The 19,805-nt window shown below is 50.6% G+C and carries 17 protein-coding genes; 3 read left to right on the top strand and 14 right to left on the bottom strand.

The window, feature by feature from the left end; genetic code table 11:
- Nucleotides 1-40: 40 nt before the first annotated feature.
- From H8S75_RS01925 to H8S75_RS01875, 11 genes are all read right to left on the bottom strand, one after another.
- Nucleotides 41-1,162, bottom strand: a complete 1,122-nt coding sequence (locus tag H8S75_RS01925) for a M24 family metallopeptidase (RefSeq protein WP_187018934.1) — start codon at nt 1,160-1,162, stop codon at nt 41-43.
- Entirely contained in the window at nt 1,143-2,132 is a 990-nt protein-coding gene (gene mgrA / locus H8S75_RS01920; protein WP_279288616.1) for an L-glyceraldehyde 3-phosphate reductase, read from the bottom strand. Before mgrA ends, H8S75_RS01925 begins: the two co-directional genes overlap by 20 nt.
- Nucleotides 2,132-3,103, bottom strand: a complete 972-nt coding sequence (locus H8S75_RS01915) for a uroporphyrinogen decarboxylase family protein (protein WP_187018933.1) — start codon at nt 3,101-3,103, stop codon at nt 2,132-2,134. The genes mgrA and H8S75_RS01915 overlap by 1 nt, the downstream gene beginning before the upstream one ends.
- Nucleotides 3,104-3,151: 48 nt before the next feature.
- Entirely contained in the window at nt 3,152-4,603 is a 1,452-nt protein-coding gene (locus H8S75_RS01910) for a Sapep family Mn(2+)-dependent dipeptidase (RefSeq protein WP_187018931.1), read from the bottom strand.
- Nucleotides 4,604-4,631: 28 nt separating this feature from the next.
- Entirely contained in the window at nt 4,632-5,471 is an 840-nt protein-coding gene (locus H8S75_RS01905) for a carbohydrate ABC transporter permease (RefSeq protein ID WP_187018930.1), read from the bottom strand.
- Nucleotides 5,468-6,367 (bottom strand): carbohydrate ABC transporter permease, encoded by a 900-nt coding sequence (locus H8S75_RS01900; protein ID WP_187018928.1) that lies wholly within the window; start codon nt 6,365-6,367, stop codon nt 5,468-5,470. The genes H8S75_RS01905 and H8S75_RS01900 overlap by 4 nt, the downstream gene beginning before the upstream one ends.
- Nucleotides 6,368-6,436: 69 nt before the next feature.
- The gene (locus H8S75_RS01895; protein ID WP_187018926.1) at nt 6,437-7,822 is read right to left on the bottom strand and encodes an ABC transporter substrate-binding protein; all 1,386 of its coding nucleotides are present in this window, start codon (nt 7,820-7,822) and stop codon (nt 6,437-6,439) included.
- Nucleotides 7,823-7,937: 115 nt separating this feature from the next.
- Nucleotides 7,938-9,674, bottom strand: coding sequence for a sensor histidine kinase (locus tag H8S75_RS01890; protein WP_187018924.1), 1,737 nt, complete (start codon nt 9,672-9,674; stop codon nt 7,938-7,940).
- On the bottom strand, nt 9,655-10,416 hold the full coding sequence (locus H8S75_RS01885; protein ID WP_187018922.1) for a response regulator transcription factor: 762 nt from the start codon (nt 10,414-10,416) through the stop codon (nt 9,655-9,657). Before H8S75_RS01885 ends, H8S75_RS01890 begins: the two co-directional genes overlap by 20 nt.
- A gap of 245 nt (nt 10,417-10,661) precedes the next feature.
- Nucleotides 10,662-11,006, bottom strand: coding sequence for a GIY-YIG nuclease family protein (locus tag H8S75_RS01880; RefSeq protein ID WP_187018920.1), 345 nt, complete (start codon nt 11,004-11,006; stop codon nt 10,662-10,664).
- A gap of 70 nt (nt 11,007-11,076) precedes the next feature.
- A complete protein-coding gene (locus tag H8S75_RS01875; RefSeq protein WP_187018918.1) occupies nt 11,077-12,315 on the bottom strand; it encodes an ROK family protein in 1,239 nt (412 codons plus the stop codon).
- A 241-nt stretch (nt 12,316-12,556) separates the two neighbouring features.
- Between H8S75_RS01875 and H8S75_RS01870 the strand changes: the two genes are divergently transcribed.
- Both H8S75_RS01870 and H8S75_RS01865 read left to right on the top strand, forming a co-directional pair.
- A complete protein-coding gene (locus H8S75_RS01870) occupies nt 12,557-12,937 on the top strand; it encodes a BlaI/MecI/CopY family transcriptional regulator (protein ID WP_055660737.1) in 381 nt (126 codons plus the stop codon).
- Nucleotides 12,938-12,940: 3 nt separating this feature from the next.
- A complete protein-coding gene (locus H8S75_RS01865) occupies nt 12,941-14,734 on the top strand; it encodes a BlaR1 family beta-lactam sensor/signal transducer (protein WP_187018916.1) in 1,794 nt (597 codons plus the stop codon).
- 86 nt (nt 14,735-14,820) lie between these two features.
- On the opposite strand, the gene H8S75_RS01860 is transcribed toward H8S75_RS01865, so the two are convergent.
- Together H8S75_RS01860 and H8S75_RS01855 are read right to left on the bottom strand one after the other, a co-directional pair.
- A complete protein-coding gene (locus tag H8S75_RS01860; protein ID WP_187018914.1) occupies nt 14,821-15,177 on the bottom strand; it encodes a hypothetical protein in 357 nt (118 codons plus the stop codon).
- Between the two features lie 154 nt (nt 15,178-15,331).
- A complete protein-coding gene (locus H8S75_RS01855; RefSeq protein ID WP_187018913.1) occupies nt 15,332-17,527 on the bottom strand; it encodes a penicillin-binding transpeptidase domain-containing protein in 2,196 nt (731 codons plus the stop codon).
- A gap of 278 nt (nt 17,528-17,805) precedes the next feature.
- Between H8S75_RS01855 and H8S75_RS01850 the strand changes: the two genes are divergently transcribed.
- Nucleotides 17,806-18,225, top strand: a complete 420-nt coding sequence (locus H8S75_RS01850; protein ID WP_187018911.1) for a hypothetical protein — start codon at nt 17,806-17,808, stop codon at nt 18,223-18,225.
- A 92-nt stretch (nt 18,226-18,317) separates the two neighbouring features.
- On the opposite strand, the gene H8S75_RS01845 is transcribed toward H8S75_RS01850, so the two are convergent.
- A complete protein-coding gene (locus H8S75_RS01845) occupies nt 18,318-19,760 on the bottom strand; it encodes a D-alanyl-D-alanine carboxypeptidase family protein (protein ID WP_187018909.1) in 1,443 nt (480 codons plus the stop codon).
- Between the last annotated feature and the right edge of the window lie 45 nt (nt 19,761-19,805).

The following is a 19,805-nucleotide window of genomic DNA, read 5'->3' as shown; positions in this document are numbered from 1 at the left end:
AATACTGCCCATATCGCATTTTATTGCAGAACACAGCCCGTCACCCGCACACCAGCCACTCATTTCGTGGATAGTCATGGAGAACTTTGGCGCCGTCCGCCGTCATAAATATCTGGTCCTCAATTCGGATTCCGAATTTTCCGGGCAGGTATATGCCCGGTTCCACGGAGAACGCGAGTCCGGGCACAATTACACTTTTATCACCGGAAGCAGCGCACGGTTCCTCGTGGGTATCGATTCCGATCCCGTGCCCTGTCCTGTGGGTGAAATACTCCCCGTAGCCGGCTCCAGCGATCACACTTCTCGCCGCGTTGTCAACATCCTCCATCCGTCCGCCCAGGACTGCCGCCCCCTGCCCGGCCTCCAGCGCCGCCAGCACGATTCCATACACGGCCTCGAACTCCCGTCTCTTATCGTTCTCTCCGCTGCCGCCATAGAAATAAAAGGTTCTCGACATATCTGAGCAGTATCCCATGTATTTGCCTCCAAAATCCACCAGGAGACACGCATCCGCTGAAATGACGCCATCTTTTCCCGTATAATGAGGCACCGCCGCATGGGTTCCCGCACAGACAAGGGCTCCTGCCTCTGATATCCCCCGCTGCTCCATCTCCCTGCAAAGGGCATCGGCAAACGCTCCCTCCGTTTTACCAATCCAGCCGCTGCCGGCCTTCATAACCGCCTTTAACGCTTCCGTGCATCTGCTGCAGGCTTCCTCCATGAGGCTCTGTTCCTGTTCATTTTTATATCGTCTCATCCGGCCCAGGATCTCACGATGGAGGACAAAGCGTGTCTGAAAAAATGCTTCCTGAAGCGGAACCAGAAATCCAGCCGGCATTGATGCGCCGACACCTATTTTTCCGCATGGAAGTCTCTTTTTCTTTAGCTGCTCCAGAAGTAAGGAGACCGCATTTTCACCGTCCTTCCACGTAACCACTTCTGTTTCCGGAATGCCCCATCCGGCCGCCTCCTGTCCGTATACGTCGTTGACAAACAGGAAGTCTCTCCCTTCCGCCGGTACCACGTAAACATTCAGACGCTCATCCGACATCATACAATTTCCCAGCAGATAAACCATATCTGAGGATGGCGTTATGAGGAGCAGGTCAACGCCCTGCTCCTTCATGGCCTCTTTTACTCTCTCATTTACAGATTTCTTCAATTGCCTCCAACTCCTCTTTTGAAAATTCTGTCCTGTCGATTATTTTTATATTCTCCACAATCTGCTCCGGCCTCGAAGCACCGATTAACACGCTCGTCACGTCACCGTCTCTTAATACCCAGGACAATGCCATCTGGGCAAGCTTTTGCCCTCTTCCTTCCGCTATTTCATGAAGAGCACGGATCTGGGACAACCGTTTTTCAGTCAGCGCACTCTCCTTTAAGAAACGTCCGTCTCGTCTGATCCGGCTGTCCTCAGGGATTCCATGAAGATACTTCTCAGTCAGCATCCCCTGGGCCAGAGGGCTGAATGCGATAATGCCGCAGCCGTGAGTTTTTGCATACGTCTTTAATCCGTCTGTCTCTATATGGCGGTCGAATATATTATAGCTGCTCTGATTGATGATAAATGGACATTTTAAATCTGACAGTATCGCCATTGCCTCTTTCGTATGCTCCTGATCGTAATTGGAAATGCCCGCATACAGAGCTTTTCCGCTCCTGACGATCTGATCCAGCGCCATCATGGTTTCCATGAGAGGCGTATCCGGGTCCATGCGGTGATGGTAGAAAATATCCACATAGTCCAGCTTCATCCGTTTCAGGCTGGCATCCAGGCTGGAGATCAGGTATTTTCTGCTTCCTCCATCCCCATACGGCCCCGGCCACATATCGTACCCTGCTTTTGTACTGATTACCAGCTCATCCCGGTACGGATGCAGCTCCTGCTCCATGATTCTGCCGAAATTTTCTTCCGCGCTTCCATACACAGGACCGTAATTATTGGCCAGATCAAAATGGGTGATTCCATGGTCAAATGCAGTGTAACACATTGCCTTCATATTGTCAAAATTATCCCTGCTTCCAAAATTATGCCACAATCCCAGCGATACGGCCGGAAGCTTAAGCCCACTGTTCCCGCAGTGAAAATACTTCATCTGTCCGTAACGATTTTCGTTTGCCTGATACATCAGATGCACCTCCTTGCTGTTTCCAGCACCCATTTGATATGTTCCGGATCGATATCGTCCGGCAGGCTGCAGTCCGGCCCCAATATAAACCCTTTTTTGCCGCCCAGCGCGATGATCCGCCTGGTCTCTTCCTCTATCGCCTCTTTGTCTCCCTTGTAGAGCACTCCGCATCTGCGGTTGTCAAAACCGCCCCACGCTGCTCTCCCTCCGAAGAATTCCCGGATCTGTACCGGATCCAGGTGGTCTACATACATGGCCCAGCTGACTAAAGCCGACTCATAATCCTTCCATACCTCCATCCGGTTGGTGGTTCCTGCCTCATCCGCGTCCCAGCCACAGCAGTGGAGAATCGTATAATGCCCGGGCGTATTGGCCTGCGCCAGCACTTTTTTGTCGCTTGGCGTTACCCAGCTGCGGTACTCATCGTAGGTGAATCTGGTGATCTCTGCGTTCTGAACACTATAGAATACTCCGTCGCATCCGGCCTCCTCCAGTAACCCCTCCACCAGGCTGCATACATCCTCCGCTATGACATCACAGGCATAGCGGACCGCGTCCGGATCTTCCCTCATACATTCCATCATTTTATCCCAGCCCACTTCCAGCCGCAGATAAGACAGAGGACAGAACATGGTGTAAAAAACACAGCATTCTCCCTTTAATTCCCTGACAATGGCTTTCGCCCGCTCGACCTGCTCCCGGATAAAGGGGTGATCCTTTCCGATCGGCTTCATCCCGTAAAGCTGTCTGGCGCTCTCCAGGTTTATAAGCGTCTTTTCCGGCCAGCCAAAATATCCGTCACAGGATATTTTTAAGAAATCCAGATCCATATCCCTGTAAAATTTGATCTGCTCTCTGATAAAAATCTCTCCATGGCTCTGTTCCGGCGGGAAATGCCGCCAAAAACAGCCCGGAACATAGTCCACTTCCTCGTTATTCAGTACCGCTAATACACGTTCTCTCTTATTCATCACAATTCCTCCTGATTATCCCCCAACCAATGCTTGCGTGTGTTTTCTTTAATCCAGTGCAAGCAGGGTGGCAATATAAATGACAACAGCCTCCAAAAGCTGGGAAAAGTCCAGAGACTCGTCAGGCTGGTGACAGTCGCCCGAAGCGCCCGGTCTTTTCGGATCCTGATAGATTCTCTTCGTTTCCATTGACATGCCATACGATACGGCGTTCGGCAGTTTTCTGGCATAGGTTCCCCCACTCATGGTAAACGGCCTGCTGTCCTTTCCAGTTACCGCGCGGTAAGCGCTCATCACCGTTTTCACCGTATCGCTCTCCGGGTCCAGATAATAAGGCTTCTCATCCTTTTTAATGACAGCCTTACAGCCGTAAAGTCCGGCCAGATGCACCAGCCGCTCTCCAATCTCTGCCCCCGCAGCCCCGGTAATCGGATAACGGTGATCCGACTGCATCCATACGTACTTTTTCGATCCGTCCTCTTGATACCGCGCTATGTTCAGCGCTCCGCAAAGCGCTCCTGAAAGCTCATCCTCACACGCAATTCCAGCACCGTTTCCATAGAAATCACCGTTCATCCTGCACAGGAACTGAAACAGCCTTCTGTCTTCTTCCTGAAAGAATTCCAGATCCTGCAGCGCTTCCGTCAGGACATACAGCGCATGGACGCTTCCTTCCGGAAATCCGACATGGCCCCCGATTCCAAGCGCCTTCACCTTCACACTCTCCGGTTCTTCCTCCACGGTAATCCTATTCTTTTCCAAATGCTGCAGAGCTTCCATAAGCCCGGCAACCTTTTTGAGCCGGATGTGCGCTTCACCCGGAATAGAATTTACACTGCTCCCGGCGGACAGCCCCAGAATCAGGCTGTCCGGCTCCAGCTGTTTTTCATAAGTAAGATTTAAAATCCCCTTTTCCCCATGTCCCAGCGGAAAGGCACAGTCTGCCACCAGCTGAAAGCCATCCATTTTGTAATGGCTCATAAAGTACTCCATATCCTCCATGCCCCGCTCTTCGCTGCAGCCTGTAAAGAGTACAAAATTATGACGGAGTCCCAGGCGCTCCTCTTCTTCCTTCAGATACCGCAGCGCGTACAGTGCGCCCGCGGCCGGTCCCTTATTGTCCTGGATTCCTCTTCCGATCAGGAAACCGTCTTTCTCGCTCATCTCATAAGCCGGAAAGGTCCAGCCGTCTCCCGCCGCCACTACGTCCAGATGGTTCCATACAGAGATCGCATTCTCCCCATAGACGTAAGGGCGCAGTCCCATTCCGGCAAAGTGATATTCATAGTTGGTCGCTGTTAGGCCGTATGAGACAGCGATCGCCATCATTTCCTCCAAAACCTTTTTGCATTCCTTCCCATACGGATTCTCACCGCTGTCCGGTTCGGAGACGCTTGGGACAGCCACCAGCCGTCTTAAATCTTCTTTTAATTCCTCTTTATGGCCGTATACCCATTCTCTGATCTTCTCTAATTCCTGTTGATTGAACTTACACTCCATCGCTCCGCTCCTTAACATGTCTTCTTCGCTACCCCTTCAGTCCAGCCGTGGACACGCCTTCCACAAATGTCTTCTGCGCAACGGCAAACAGGATCAGACAGGGAAGAATCGCCACGACCGACATGGCCATGATCTGATCCCAGGCATTCTTTCCGGCACTGTCCAGCATCAGCCGCAGTCCCAGGGAAATCGGAAATTTCTTCGTACTGTTGATGTAAATAAGGGGATTGAAATAATCGTTCCAGCTCCATAGTGACTGGAAAATCACGCAGGATACCAGCGCCGGCTTTGCCAGCGGCACGATTAAATAGATCAGGATTCGCAAAGAACCGCAGCCATCCAGCTTTGCCGACTCATCCAGTTCCGTTGGAATTCCCCGTATAAACTGCAGTACCATATAGATCAAAAATGCCGAGCTTCCCAGGGCAGCGGGTACGATAAAAGGCAGGTAGGTATTGAGCCAGCCCATCTTATTGAAAATAAGATATTTGGGAATCATGGTCACAGTACCTGGAAGCATCAGGGTCGACAGCATCATGGCGAACAAAAATCCCTTGAACGGGAAATCAAATCTGGCAAATCCATATCCTACCAAAGTGCTGGATATAACGGTCAGCAGCACGCTGGGTACCACCAGCAGGAACGTATTTTTCATAAAATGTCCCATACTGTATACGCCTCCGCCCGACTTCCAGCCCTCGATATAGGCATTCAGACTTATATGGGCAGGCAGAAGGGCGGAAGAGCCAAAGATTTCAGCGTTCGTTTTAAATGTGGCAAAGAACATCCATACCAGCGGATAAATGAGGATGATTCCCACGGTTATAAGAAACACGTACATCACGCCCCGCCTTATTTTCTTTTTCATCTGGCTCCACCTCCATCGTTGTAAAATACCCATAAGTTGGATGATTTGAAAATCACCAGGGTAACTGTGATCATAATCACAAACAGAATCCAGGATAAGGCACAGGCATACCCCATTTTGTAATACTTAAAGGCTTCATCATACACCTTCAAAATATATAGATATGTGGACTTCATGGGGCCGCCGTTAGTGATGACAAACGCTCCCGTAAACTCCTGAAATGCGGAGACCAGCTGCATAACCAGATTAAAAAGGATCGTAGGGGTAATCAGGGGGATCGTGACAGACCAGAAGCACCTGACACTGCCTGCTCCGTCCACTCTGGCCGATTCATAAAGCTCGGCAGGTACATTTTTAAGGGCGGATAAGAATACCACCATAGAAGACCCGAACTGCCAGACTGCCAGAAGGCTCAGCGTAAACAGGGCGATCCTGGGGTTACTGAGCCAGCCCACCGGTTTGATGCCGAACCAGGAAAGCATGGTATTGATGGTACCGTTTCCCGAGAACAGGAAGCGCCACAGTACAGCGATTGCCACACTGCCTCCCAGTATGGACGGCAGATAATATACCGTACGTAAGATGCCGATTCCCTTTACCCGCAAATTCAGCAGCATGGCGATAAACAGCGCAAACGCCAGCTTTAGCGGAACTGCTATGGCAACGTAAATGAGTGTAATCTTTAGAGAATGCCAGATTTCTCTGTCCTTCTTAAAAATAGTTATAAAGTTCTCCAATCCGACCCAATTGGGGGTCCCTACCATGGCATAATCCGTGAAGGAATAGTACAGTGATGCCAGGAACGGATAGAGCTGAAGCGCCAGAAAGCCTATGAGCCATGGCGATATGTAAATAAGCCCCTCAACACGGCTTAAGCTTTTTATTTTTTTGCCCATTGCAATTCTCCTTTCGCCGGTAAAGCCGCTGCCGCACGGTTTGCGTTCTTCCGTGCGGCAGCTTCTTCTTTACTTTTTAATTCTCTGCAGAACCTCTTCCAGAGCAGTAAAAGTCGACTCTACCGCTTCTTCCGGAGTCGCCATCCCATAAGCAACCTTGGAGAATTCGTCGGTAAGGGTATCTCTTAACTCACTGTTTTGTGACGGACCGTTGTCCCTGGCCTGGACATTGCCATAAGCTTCATCCAGAGCATCGATAACCGGCTGTCTCAGCACTCCATTTTCCACAGCTGCCTTTTGCTGGGCCTCCGTGGTCGGGACTGCACGGACAGACCCGAGAATCTTAGCCGCTTCCGGATCATTGAGCTGCCAGTTTAAATACGTCAGCGCAGTATCCGGTACCTTAGAAGAATTGCTCAATCCGACCAGATAGGTGGGACGAATCTGGGAAGACCCCTGCTTTGCCCCTTCGCCTATGGTTGGCCAGAGAATCATAGTCGCCTCATCCTTTCCCTCCAGCAAATCATCGACCTTGGTAAACTCACTGTTCCACACCAGGCAGGCAATCTCCTCCCCATTGATCCACTTGGGGTTAGGTGTGGAAGAACCGTAATAGAGATCCGCCTCCCCCATAGGCTCGAAAACACCCGATTCATAGGCCTGTTTGATAAGATTATACACATACAGTAAATCTTCTTTGGTAAATGCAATCGTAAAGTCATCATTGATCACCTGACCGCCGGTCCGCTGCTTTATCATCGCCAGCAAAGCATTCAGCACATGTCCATGATCTGCGGAAAAGAAGTAGGCGTCGGGATCCTTCTCATGAAGCTCTTTTCCCAGTTCAATGATCTCTTCCCATGTCAGCTGATGATCAATCTTTAAACCGTATTTTTCAGCAGCCACCGTATTCAGCAGCATACCGGAACACTGAACCCCCATGGGAACAGCCAGCAGCTTCCCGTCAAAAACACAGTACTGGTCCAGAAGTTCTTTTCCGATGCTGCTGTAATCCAGAATATCCTGCTGGTAAAGGTCTGTAAAGTAATCTCCTCTGCCGACCCACTCCATCATCCAGGGCGCATCGATATGGAATAAATCCGCCACCGTGCCGCCGGCTAACTGGGTAACTACCTTCTCCTGGTATCCGTCAAAGGCGGAATACTCCGGCTCGATCGTGACCTCCGGATGGAGTTCCTTATAAGCTGCCTGAAGATTCGTATAGGCCTCATGGGTAGCGCTGCCTCCCCACCATTCATACCGGAAAGACACCTCCTGCCCTGCTGCGTCCGTGTTTTCAGCCGTCCCTTTCTCTGTGGCTGGCGCTGCCGTATCCCCCGTTGTCGCCGTCGTCGTATCTGCGGCCTTTTCCGGCTGTGCCGCGCTGCATCCGGTAAGCATCACCATTCCGGCTGTCAGACATAACGCTGTAACCCGTTTCCCCCATCGTTTCATTCCTTTTCCTCCTTTTCATTAGCGTTTCATCTTGGAAATGTTCATAAGAAAAGTATAAATAAATCTCTTTTTTTATACAACCTGTCCAAGTCGAGATAACTACATCATCGATTGACTAATTTAAAGAGAACGTATCATTCTTTGCTGTTTCTACCTCATTTCTTGACATTGGTATCACCAGCATAACCACAGTTCCTTCGCCCTTTCTGCTGGTAATCTTCATCTGGCAGCTTTCTCCATATGCAAGCTGCAGCCTTTTATTCGTATTGAATATTCCGATATGGCTGTCACCCAGCCGTCCTTCTTCCAGCCCTTTTCGCAGACGGGTAAGCTTTTCTTTCTCTATACCGGCTCCATTGTCCACCACATGAATATGCAGTTTTTCCCCCTTCACAAATATCTTTATCCGTATTCTGCCTGTTCCGCCTTCTTTTTCCCTGATCCCATGATTCACCGCATTCTCTAAAAGCGGCTGAAGGACAAACTTTACGACGGGAATTGCAAGCACCTCCTCTTCATAGCTCCATTCCACCAGAAATAATTCGCCATACCGCTCCTTTAAGATCTTGATATAGCATTCCGTTACGTGAATCTCCTGCTCAAGGGTGGCCTGCTCTCTTTCATCCAGCGAATAAACCAGAATCTCGGACAGATCTTCCAGCATATCATTGGCCGCCGTGCGCTTCCCCGTCTGTTCCATGATCTTCCAGTTGACGGTTTCCAGCGTATTATACAGAAAATGAGGATTCATCTGTGACTGCATCGCCAACAGCTCCGTAGCGCGGAGTTTGTATTTCCGCTCCGATAACTGGACCCTTAAGAAATCCTGCTCAATGAAATTCTGTATCATCTGTCTGGTGATGTAAGCGAAATAGTCAGAGGACTCTTTTACTTCATATTCGTGAATATCCTTGCCTTCTCTGGCCGCCTCCATCAGTTCCTGAAGCGTCTCAAAATTACGATAGCTGAGACGGGTGGCCGCATAAGCCAGAAGAATGCCTAAAAACGTAACCAGCAAAATACATACAAAGGTGTATCTGACAATCAGAAGCGGAAGCCTGTAAAATTCAATCTTGGGAATGGCCGACTGGTAAGACCACTGATACCGTTCTGAATCCATGCTATAGACAACAGAATCCTTTCCATGTGCTTCCTCCAGACTGACAGGGCCTGTCTGAAGGAGGACATCTCCGTTCTGGCTGCAGATAAAGACAGACTGGTTGGAAAATACCTTTGCGGAATCCAGCAGTTCTTTCATATACCGTGCATCCAGATTGAGAAGGATCACACCATCGTAGTCCATCATCTGATATACGGTAATTAAATCCCGGCCTGTGGTTCCCAACCTGCGGCGTTCACTCCAGGTCTTATCTTTATCCTTATGCACCTGATAGCTTTCAAGCCATCCCTCGTCTATCCCGATTCCCAGCATTCCCCCTCTGTTGTTAGACCGGATAAACCGGTTATAGGGGTTGGGATAATAGATATAAATACTGTCTATGTACTGCCTGGCGTTGACCGGGGCATTGATAAACGTTTCTATGGTAGTTAAATCCTGATGCTCCTGGTAGCCGAGGGACTCTGTATTCAATACGTGATAGCATTTATTGATAATCCCCGGGTTAATATCAAAGGCCAGCATCAGGGAATCCAGTTCGCTTAACATCAGCTCCGTACTGTACAGGGTAGACTGCAGAAGCTTCTGGTTCGTCTGATCCAGCTCGGTTTTTAAATAGGAGTATCCCACAGCCGTTCCCACTCCGCCCACCACCGTGATGGAAAGGAGAACCGGGAGAAGGAATTTGATCAGCATATTGTAAAAGTATTTATGCTTATAAAATCTCTGCCTCATGATTTTTTCCTCCATTCGCCTGACTGTCGCGGTACTCTCTGGGACTCATTTGGCAGAACAGATGGAACGCGCGGGCAAAGTTTTTTTCATTGGTATATCCAACCATCTCGCTGACCTCCCTGATCCGATAACGGGAGTCCCCAAGAAGCCGCTGGGATTCCTTCATCTTCACCTCCATGACATAATCGGAGAAGTTCTGTCCGCTTTTTTTCTTATACAGCCTGCTTAAATATTGGGCATTCATATTGACGTAATCCGCAGCCTCCTCTAAGCTGGCGGTGCGGACATGGGTCTCTACATACTTCTTTACCAGGGAGATCACATCCTTTCCCATATTCTCTTCCCGGAACTCTTCACGCTTCCGCTTTTCATCCAGCTTTTCCCTGACATGCCCGAACACTTCCCTGATATCACCAAATTTGGTTGGTTTTAAAATATAATCCAGGACCCCATACTGCAGCCCCTTCTTTGCATACTCAAAATCTCTGTGTGCGCTTAAAAACACGCATTCCATGTCATACCCCAGCTCCCGGACCCTTGCGACCAGCTCTATGCCATCCATCACCGGCATACGGATATCGGATAAAAGCACATCCACCGTATGATTCTCCAGATATGCAAGAGCAGCCTTTCCATTGGCTGCGCTTCCCTCCACGATGAACCCCATTTGATCCCATGGAATATAATTGCAAAGTCCATTCAGGGTTGCCCGTTCATCATCTACGATTAATAAACGATACATTTGATATCATACCTCCTCCAATTTTTTCTTTTTCCCCCAGGGAGTGATTTTTCAAACACGCCCTGCTACACCATCATAAACGTTTCTCAGAAAATTCTCAACCTCAAACTCCCGGGCCGGAGATTCCGGTTACAATTCATGGCCCCACTGCGGGCCGTGCATTGTAACAGATTCCGGGCAAAACAAAAGAGACCCCGCAGTTTAGGGTCTCTTCTAAACAACAACCGGCTCTTGTACCAGTTCTTTTATTTCCAGATCTTGACAGCCTTCTTATCCGCCTCCAAGCATTCCTCCCGGAGCAGCTCCAGTTCCTCCGTATGGTCCTCGCATGGGTCTTCATACTTCAGCACCTTAATCACGGACTGCTCAAAGCCTTCCTCCCCATACTCATTCCACAGCTCCTGCAGATGCCGGTTCGGATGGGAAGAGCCCGATAATCTGGCGCAGACGCTGTTGAAAGCGGTTCTCGTATCTCCCGATATTCCCAGAAATGATTCGCCGGTAGCCCTGCATTTCAGAGAAATCACGCCCATCTCCGGATGGCGGTTTTTGTATTCCATAATAAGCTGCTTTTTGCGTTCTGTATTCATGTCTATCACCTCGTATTCCATTGTACCCCATAAAGCCTGCGGGTACAATCTACGCTCCGTAGACTTTGCGTCATTCGTCAGACGGGCTCGCAGGCGCCCCCGCCTGACTCGTTGTCGGGATAAACTGGCCCGGACTGTCGAAAATCCGGTCGATGGCGACGATTGCCGCTCCCGTCAGGATCGGGTCGCCCTGATAGGTGCTGATCGACAGTGTCAGTCCCTCCCACACGTCGGCCAGAATGCCTTCCCGCACGGTTTCACGGATCACGGCTTCCATTCGCTCCGGATCCGGTCTCGCCATATCATCCCCGATGATGATGATATCCGGATTGATGACATTGACAATATTAATAATTCCGATTCCAAGGCTCTCGCAGGCGCGCTGGTAGCAGTCCATACAGAACTGGTCGCCTTCGCGTATGCGCCGTTCCACATCTTCAAAATTGCATCCTGCCCGGCCCGCCTGGTCACCGTATACCGCCTTCACTAATTCCAGGGAAGAGGCATACCGCTCCAGACAGCCCTTATTGCCGCAGGCGCAAGGCTTTCCGTTCCGGTCGATAGTCATGTGACCAATCTCCCCCGAAGTTCCCAGAGCACCCTTATAAATCTTTCCGTCCATCACAATTCCCGCGCCGATTCCCTGACCGGCCGCAATGTAGACCAGAATATCATCGCGGTAGGCGTCCTTTAAGTCCCACATATGGGCATAGGCGCCGGCGTTGGCGTTGTGCTCTAAAAATACGGGGATGTCCAGTTCTCTGTCAAAGAATTTCTTTAAATCAACATCCTTCCAGATATCGGCCCCCGTGATCAGAGCAATTCGGTTTTTCTTCGCTATAAACGGCCCTGGCACCGCCATGCCTGCCGCCAGTATGGTATCCTTTCCGTATTTTTTCATCAGAATACGCATCTCGGCTGCGATCTGGTTCAATATATCTTCCGCATCCGGCTGCTCTTCCGGTTTAAAATCCACTCGTTTCTTCGTTATCTGCGTCCCTGTCAAATCAAACAGGCCGACGCTGTAATGCTTTCTCGCAAGGCGCACGCCGATGACCCGGTAACGGTCCGGATTAATAGATACGCCGATGGAACGGCGGCCCTTGCTTCCATTCAGGAAGCCCACCTCCGTGACGATTCCCCAGTTTAAAAAATCCTTCATAATATTGGTCACGGTCGCCTGTTTCAGCCCTGTCAGGGAAGCCAGATATGCCCTGGAACACATGCCTTCTCTTCTTAAATTTTTTAAAAGGAGAGAACGGTTCATCTCCTGTGTCACGTCCTGGTTAATTCCCCTGTTTTGGACCATGTTGTCTTACCTCGCACCTCTTGTATGATTGGCCGGACAGTCTCCGGCCGGGGCCAGTTTTTCTGCTAACTGTCCGTAGTACCAGCACTAGTATATCATGGTCCTGCCGGATCCGTCAAATGAGAAAACTTTGAGAAAACCATAAGAAAACCCGCTCAAATATTTGATCCCGCCCCCTTTACAGCGGAGTTCCGCTCGCGTATAATATATCTATTACATTTGTAAGAACAGGGAGGTTATCATGAGCAGGCTGCCGCAGATATCAGAAGCCGAATATGAAGTTATGAAAGTCATTTGGAGCAAAGCCCCTATTAGCACCAACGAGGTGACGGACTGCCTTTCAGAGGCTACGGAGTGGAGCCCCAAGACGATCCAGACGCTTCTTAAGCGCCTCGTGCAGAAGGGGGCCATTACATATGAAAAGAAAAGCAGGGTCTTTGTATATACCCCGCTGGTAGCAAAGGAAGACTATTTAAGCCAGGAGAGCGAGCATTTTCTTAATCGGTTCTACAATGGAAATCTGACCTCACTGGTAGCCAATTATATGAAGGACGAACGGATCTCCCAGGAAGAACTGGAAGAGCTTCGCGGCCTCCTATCGCATAGCGGGGAAGGAGAATAGCAGATGGCAGAATCTCTGCTTCTTTATCTGCTGCAAAGCAGTGCCGCCATTGCAGTTTCCGGCGGCATCATAATGTTCATACGAAAAGCGTTTGACCGGTACTTGACAGCGGAAACCCGTTACCGCCTGTGGTTTCTTCTCCTGATCCTTGCGGCCGCGCCGTTCCTGGCTGAAGCATTTCCATGGCTGGGCAGGCTGACTTCCCGCCTTGCCGATCTGTGGATGGCCCCGGCCGGGGATTCGTGGCAGGGCGGGGGCCCGGAGGCTGCCGGTAATATTTTTACAGCCACGGGACTGCTCCATGATTTTTCCGTTTCGGTTAGCCGGGAAATGCCTGGTTATCTGGCATTCGCCCTTCTCTCCCTCTGGATTGGAGGAGCGGTCTTACTTGCAGTCCTCACCCTTATTTCCGCGGTCCGGGTCAATTTTTTAAAGAAGACTGCCCTTCCCGTTCGGGATGCAATCCTGCGGGACATATTTGAGGACTGTAAGAGGCAGCTTGGAATCCGGAGAGACATTCCGCTTCGTTCTTCCTCCCGGCTGCGCTCCCCGGTTACGGCGGGAATCGCCGCGCCTTGTGTGCTGCTTCCGGCATCCCGGCTCTCCGGTCTCTCGGAAGACGAGATCCGCTGCATTCTGCTGCATGAGCTTTTGCATTACAAGCATAAGGATATCATGAGCGGCGTTCTTTTCCGCCTCCTCCTGATTTTTTACTGGTTCCATCCTCTGGTCTGGCTGGCCTTAAAGGAGATGGACAGCGACCGGGAAATTGCCTGCGATACGGCGGTATTGGCGCTTCTTGGTGAAAAAGCGTCCTGTGATTATGGAAATGCCCTGCTTCATTTTGCAGCCAGTCTCTCCCATCTGACCTTTGGGCAGACAGCCGGCATCGGCGGAAGCCGCAAAGAGATCCGGAAGCGGATTCTGTACATTGCCTCCTACCGCCGGGAAACCGGCAACAGACGGTTAAAGAGCCGGCTGCTGTATCTTTTGACCGCAGCGCTGGTGATCTGTACCACGCCGTCCGCCTCCGCTATCGCATTTTCCTCAGACCGCTATCGTGCGGCTCTGCCCCAGGCGTCTTTAGAAGATTTGAGCAGCTATTTCGGAAACTTTGACGGCAGCTTCGTCCTGTATGACAGTTCCGAAAACCGTTATCTGATATCCAATGAGGACGACGCCCGCACAAGGATTTCGCCAAACTCCACCTACAAGATCTACAGCGCCCTGATGGCCCTCGACGCGGGTATCATCACTGCGGAGGAATCTGCCATGGCCTGGAACGGAGAAACTTGTCCCTTCGATTCCTGGAACAGGGACCAGAACTTAAACACCGCCATGACGAACTCCGTCAACTGGTATTTTATGAATCTGGACCGCCAGGGCGGCCAAGACTCGATCAAACGGGAGCTTACCGCCCTCTCCTATGGAAATCTGGACTTTTCAGGAGGCCTCTCCCGGTTCTGGCTGGAATCCTCCTTGAAAATATCTCCTCTGGAACAGGTGAAGCTGCTGGCTGCATTATCCGGCCACACGCTTCCGTACTCGGAGCGTGACATGGAGACCGTTAAGGACGCGCTTTTCCTCTCCTCCGACGGCACATCGTCACTGTACGGAAAAACCGGCACTGGCACAGTCGATGGAAAAAACACCAACGGCTGGTTTATCGGCTTCATAGAATCTAAAAACGGCGCCTTTTCCTTTGCGGTCCATATTAATGGAGACGACGGGGCAACCGGTGCAAAGGCAGGGAATATCGCACTGCGTATCCTGAAAGAGAAGCAGCTTTATGGGTAATAAAAATGTCATCAGACGAAACCACTGCGTTCCCGTCAGATGACATTTTCATTGCTTTAAATTTGGAAAAAACGGTTTAAAACCGCTTATTCGATCGTAACCTTAAACCGACACTTTTCAGCTCCGCTCAAAACCGTTTCGATTATCTCCACCTCTATGTGCTTTTCCGGCATCATATTTTCCAAAACGTATATCATACTCTGTCTGGAGCATTCGCAGAAGGAAGCGTCTTTTTCTCCTGCCAGTGCTTCCTCACATACGCATTTGGGATAACCCATTTCATAAATATGGCCCTTTTCAATTTCTTTTGCAAAGGAATGCTCTGTATCTCCATATTTCTGGCAATATGTATCCATATTGAAGCCGCAGTCCTGAAACCACTGCATCTGAACAGGTAACACGGTATCCTTTACACATTTTATTGCTTTTGTCCTGTAATCCATGATTCTCTCCTCAAATCGAATTTGTTAAAATGCATATATCCACTACAGATAAATACGCGCTATGCCTTCACAATTCTACTATATCCGTGTGTATCTGTCAAATTCAGTGGTACATCATTACAAGGAAATTTCTACCATGGATCCGGTAAGTTCACTACTGCACCGGCGGAATATAAGAATCCAGCACGGCCTTCGCCTTTCTCACTACCAGCCCGCTTCCTCCGGCATTCTTGACATCCTCCACCATACTGACCATGAGTATCGGCGTGCGGTTCGGGCCGTCGGCCGTATAGACTGCAAACCAGCCCAGCTCCGTTCCGGAGATATCTCCTTTCGACGCTTTTATCTCGGCCGTTCCCGTCTTGCCTGCCAGCGTAATATCCCCCCGCATCGCGGCGTGGCCGGTTCCGTGTTCCGAGCTGATTACCTTTTTCAGCGCGGTATCGATTGTTTCCGCAATCTCAGGAGTACAGGCACCCTTCAGCCATACTTCCGATGCCGGCTCCTTCCTGTACGTAATGTATGGCTTTATGACATCGCCCCGGTTGGGGAACATGGTATAAAGGGCCGCCAGGTGAATCGGATTCATCAGCACCTGCCCCTGACCGTATCCGCTGTCCGCCAGCTGGATTTCCGTCTCGATCCGTTCCGTGTTGGAATACTGGGACTGGGAAACGGATATCTCGAAGGGCAGATCCTGATTGAAGCCCAGGCGGTCGAGCCCGGCCATGAAGTCGTCATACCCGATCTTCAGCGCGGCTTTCGCAAAGTAAATGTTGTCGGAGTAAATATAGGCATTTTCCAGATTGACCGGGCTGTAGTCGTGGAGCGTCGTCACCTGATACTTTCCCCAGCTGGCATCCTTCTGCCAGCTAAGTCCCGCGCGGTCCGTGCCAAAGCTTTCGCCCGGAGTCAGCGCTCCCGTGGAAAGCCCGATGACTCCCGTTATCGGCTTAAATGAGGAGCCGGGCGCAAAGCGCTGTCGGAAACGGTTAAACATCGGCTTTCTCTCGTCTTCATTTAACGAGGCCCATTTCTCCTCTGACATGCCGAGTATGAAATCATTGTCGTCATACGACGGCGTATTCACCAGTGCCAGGACCTCCCCCGTGTAAGGATTCATGGCAACCGTGCAGCTCTTGACGTCTTTGAACTTCTCGTAGATGGTCCTCTGAAGGCTGCTGTCTATGGTCAGCGTGATATTGGTGCCGTCTACCCGCGGTATGGCGGCCAGAACCAGCTTTTCCGCGCCCTCGGAGGTGACGATCGAAATCTTTTCTCCGTTCTGTCCCTTCAGTTCTTTTTCATACAAAGTTTCGATTCCGCTTCTCCCTATGACGCTGTCCGATAAGTATCCCTCGCCCGGATGCTTCTCCAAATCCTCAGCCGTCACATTCTGGACATATCCCACCAGATGGGCCGCCGCCTCTCCCAGCGGATAGGATCTCACCGGTGTATCGGTAATCATCACGCCCGGTATGGCCAGAAGCGCGTCCTGGAGCGCCTTATTCTCCACATTATCCTCTCTTGGACTCGCTGACTGGAGATCAAACTCATCTACCTTTTTCAGCGTCTTGACCGGAACCAGGGAGTCTTCCTTCACCCATTTTGCCGCCAGCTTCTTCTCTATACTCTCCACGGAGACACCGAGAAGCTCAGAAAGCCGCTCCAGATCAGGGCTCGTGCCGGAAGTCTCTCCCTCCGTTCCCGCGGTATAACCGGCCATTTTCCCGGGCACAAGGCCCACCAGAGAAGCGTTCCCTTTTCCGGCAAGCAGACCGCCGTCCCGGTCCAGAACCTCCCCTCTCACAGACCGGTCGGTGGAGACACGCACTTTATCGGTGCGGCCCAGATTCGGGAAAATAACCTGATCATTCCAGATCATCCGATAGTCGCCCGCCGCCTTTTTCTTCTTCGTTCCCTGGTCCTCAGCCGCCTGCTCCCAGATAAAATCAACCTGATTCAGGAAATTGATCTCGCCGGCGGAGCTGTTGAGCGAAGTCTGGTAGCTGACCGTCTTCAAACCTTCCGTCCGTTCCTCCACACTCTGGATCTCCACGCGAATATCGGCGGCGCCGATTCCCTCATAGATGTTTTTATTTCTCGCTGTAAAGTCCTCCAGACCGATATTCTTCCGGCTCTGTTCGTTCAGCATTCCATACATCGCCTCGTAGTTACCGGTCCTGATATAATCCGTGTACTCCATCAGGAGCTCTTCCGGGGTCTTCTCCTTCTCCGTCTCCCCTCCTCTCCGAAACCAGAACCCCCCTGCCACAATCACCGCAGCTATCAGGATCCCTGCAGCTATACCACCGATCATCAGTCCACGATTACTTTTTCTACGTCTCATAATATGGTTCCTCTCTTTACAGCTTCGATCTCATACCTTTTCCTGATGATGACATTTCACGCACATTTCCGTCAAATCTCACACCTGCTCCCGCAGACTTCGCATTCTGCACCGAGTTTTTATAAATTATTACATATGTAAGATTTAAAGTCAATATATCATTTCTATTGTTAAGAAAAATGTAACATTTATTTTCCTTCAAAAACTGCGCCGCCATCACTTGACATATCTCCAAAACCGGCATATAATGAACATTGTTCATTTAAGGAGGTATTCACATGAAAATCAAAAAAAATTATCTACTGCTGCTTGCAGGCATTGTCTGGCTCGCAGCCGGCTTTAATATTCTGCGTATCGGGATCATTTCCTATAAAAGCTATGTGACACTGATCAATCTGGCCCTTTCCGCAGCAGTATTTTTCCTTTTCTGGTTTATGGTGTTTGGCAAACTGGTACGCAGGCACACCGACCGGATTGTACGCTATGAGGAAGAGATGCAGTTCATTCTGAAGTTCTTTGACCGCAAGTCCTTCTGCATCATGGCTTTTATGATGACCTTTGGGATCGGCCTGCGCACCTCCGGCCTCTGCCCGGATATCTTTATCGCAGTCTTTTACTCAGGGCTGGGAACCGCTCTGGTTCTGGCGGGCCTCGCATTTACCGGCAACTATATCACACAGGTGGCCAGGAATCGTTAGTCACTGAAAAAACTCCCGCGGCAGTCGCTGGAATTAAGCAAAAAAAGGCTGTACCGTCTCCCGGTTCCCGGGTGAGCGGTACAGCCTTTTTTCTATCTCTTCTTTCGATTATTCCCTTTACTACGGTCTCCCAGACGCTCTTTCAGCAAACGGTCGAATTCCTCTTCCGTCACGCCTTCTTCCCGAAGCCGCCTGCGCCTCTGCTCCCTGCGGAGAGCGCGCTGCTGTTCCTCTTTCTTTCTGGAGTATGACAGATACGCTCCACCGCCGGCAGCGGCGGCAATCACCACCAGTGCGATAATCAGAAAGGGATTGATGGAAAACTTCTTCTTCACCTCCTCTTTCTTGTCATCCGCTTCCGGCTTTGACTCTTCCTGTGTTGCCGGCTCCGTGACCGGTTCCTGCACTTCTTTCTGCGTCAAATAGGCGCCGCCCACCTTCCGTCCGTCGTATGTATACTGTATAAACGCCACGCTTCTCTCCGGATGCTCGTCCGGAAAATCGGTTGTCAGCGTGTGCTCCGTATCTGCAAATACCGCGCCCTCCGGGAGTGTCACCGCTCCGGACGGATCGATCTTAAGATCCGCCGGCAGATAACTTTTTCCGGCCACCTCCACGGCTGTCTCGCCTTCGGTATAGGCAGTTTCGTTTTCCGCTACATTAAAATTGGTAAAATGCGCAAATCCATATTCCAGAAGCGCCTTGCTGTCCAGATAATACTGTCCGGGACTCCCCTTCAGAATCACGGAAATCATACGCTTCCCGTCCTTCTCCGCATAGGTAACCAGCGTGTTGCCGGCTTTTAAGAGGTATCCCGTCTTGCCGCCCTTCACCGGCGGATAATAGTACTGGCTTGAAGAGTCATTCGTATTCAGGATCAGCTTATTCTCCGCATAAATCGTCAGGCCATCCGGATTGTTGATCGTAGGCGGAAACGTATGTGTCAGCGCCGCGCTGATTCTGATAATATCCGGCTCTGCAAATGCCGCTCTGGAGATCGCCGCCATGTCTCTGGCCGTCACGTACTGTGTGTCTCCGTTGAGGCCGGAGGGATTATCGAAATGGCTGTCCTTGCATCCCAGCGCCGCGGCCTTGTCGTTCATCATCTTCACGAACGCTTCCTGAGACCCGGCCACATGCTCTGCCAGCGCGTTAGCCGCCTGATTACAGGAATGAACCAGCAAGGAATAGAGGCAGTCCTCCACGGACAGCTTGTCTCCTTCTGCCACATTCAGCTTATTACCGCTGTCGGACTCCACGTTATTGATCGCGCTGCTTGAAAATGTCACCACATCGTCGAGTTTGCTGTGCTCCATCACCAGAAGAGCCGTAAGAAGCTTCGTAATACTGGCTGGCGGGTATGGCGTATCATACGCTTTTCCACCTAAAATGGCGCCGGAATCCATGTCGATGACGACTCCTGCCTCCGCCTGTATATCTGGTCCGGCCGGCCATGCCGGAGCAGCGTAGGCAGTCATGAGAAAACAGTTGCTGATCAGTGTCCAGCAGAGTAATTTCTTCAAAAAACGTTTCATGCTTTGTTCCCCTCAATTATGTATACACGCCCTGTTATTACATTC

Source organism: Hungatella hominis, from assembly GCF_014288005.1.
In the GTDB taxonomy this organism is placed as follows: domain Bacteria; phylum Bacillota; class Clostridia; order Lachnospirales; family Lachnospiraceae; genus Hungatella; species Hungatella effluvii.
This window is presented reverse-complemented; position numbering and strand designations above follow the sequence as displayed.

Excerpts from the sequence above, each read along its gene's own strand:
- mgrA (WP_279288616.1), bottom strand. The coding sequence starts at position 2,132 with ATGTATCAGGCAAACGAAAATCGTTACGGACAGATGAAGTATTTTCAC.
- H8S75_RS01915 (WP_187018933.1), bottom strand. The coding sequence starts at position 3,103 with ATGAATAAGAGAGAACGTGTATTAGCGGTACTGAATAACGAGGAAGTG.
- H8S75_RS01910 (WP_187018931.1), bottom strand. The coding sequence starts at position 4,603 with ATGGAGTGTAAGTTCAATCAACAGGAATTAGAGAAGATCAGAGAATGG.
- H8S75_RS01905 (WP_187018930.1), bottom strand. The coding sequence starts at position 5,471 with ATGAAAAAGAAAATAAGGCGGGGCGTGATGTACGTGTTTCTTATAACC.
- H8S75_RS01900 (WP_187018928.1), bottom strand. The coding sequence starts at position 6,367 with ATGGGCAAAAAAATAAAAAGCTTAAGCCGTGTTGAGGGGCTTATTTAC.
- H8S75_RS01895 (WP_187018926.1), bottom strand. The coding sequence starts at position 7,822 with ATGAAACGATGGGGGAAACGGGTTACAGCGTTATGTCTGACAGCCGGA.
- H8S75_RS01890 (WP_187018924.1), bottom strand. The coding sequence starts at position 9,674 with ATGAGGCAGAGATTTTATAAGCATAAATACTTTTACAATATGCTGATC.
- H8S75_RS01885 (WP_187018922.1), bottom strand. The coding sequence starts at position 10,416 with ATGTATCGTTTATTAATCGTAGATGATGAACGGGCAACCCTGAATGGA.
- H8S75_RS01880 (WP_187018920.1), bottom strand. The coding sequence starts at position 11,006 with ATGAATACAGAACGCAAAAAGCAGCTTATTATGGAATACAAAAACCGC.
- H8S75_RS01875 (WP_187018918.1), bottom strand. The coding sequence starts at position 12,315 with ATGGTCCAAAACAGGGGAATTAACCAGGACGTGACACAGGAGATGAAC.
- H8S75_RS01870 (WP_055660737.1), top strand. The coding sequence starts at position 12,557 with ATGAGCAGGCTGCCGCAGATATCAGAAGCCGAATATGAAGTTATGAAA.
- H8S75_RS01865 (WP_187018916.1), top strand. The coding sequence starts at position 12,941 with ATGGCAGAATCTCTGCTTCTTTATCTGCTGCAAAGCAGTGCCGCCATT.
- H8S75_RS01860 (WP_187018914.1), bottom strand. The coding sequence starts at position 15,177 with ATGGATTACAGGACAAAAGCAATAAAATGTGTAAAGGATACCGTGTTA.
- H8S75_RS01855 (WP_187018913.1), bottom strand. The coding sequence starts at position 17,527 with ATGAGACGTAGAAAAAGTAATCGTGGACTGATGATCGGTGGTATAGCT.
- H8S75_RS01850 (WP_187018911.1), top strand. The coding sequence starts at position 17,806 with ATGAAAATCAAAAAAAATTATCTACTGCTGCTTGCAGGCATTGTCTGG.
- H8S75_RS01845 (WP_187018909.1), bottom strand. The coding sequence starts at position 19,760 with ATGAAACGTTTTTTGAAGAAATTACTCTGCTGGACACTGATCAGCAAC.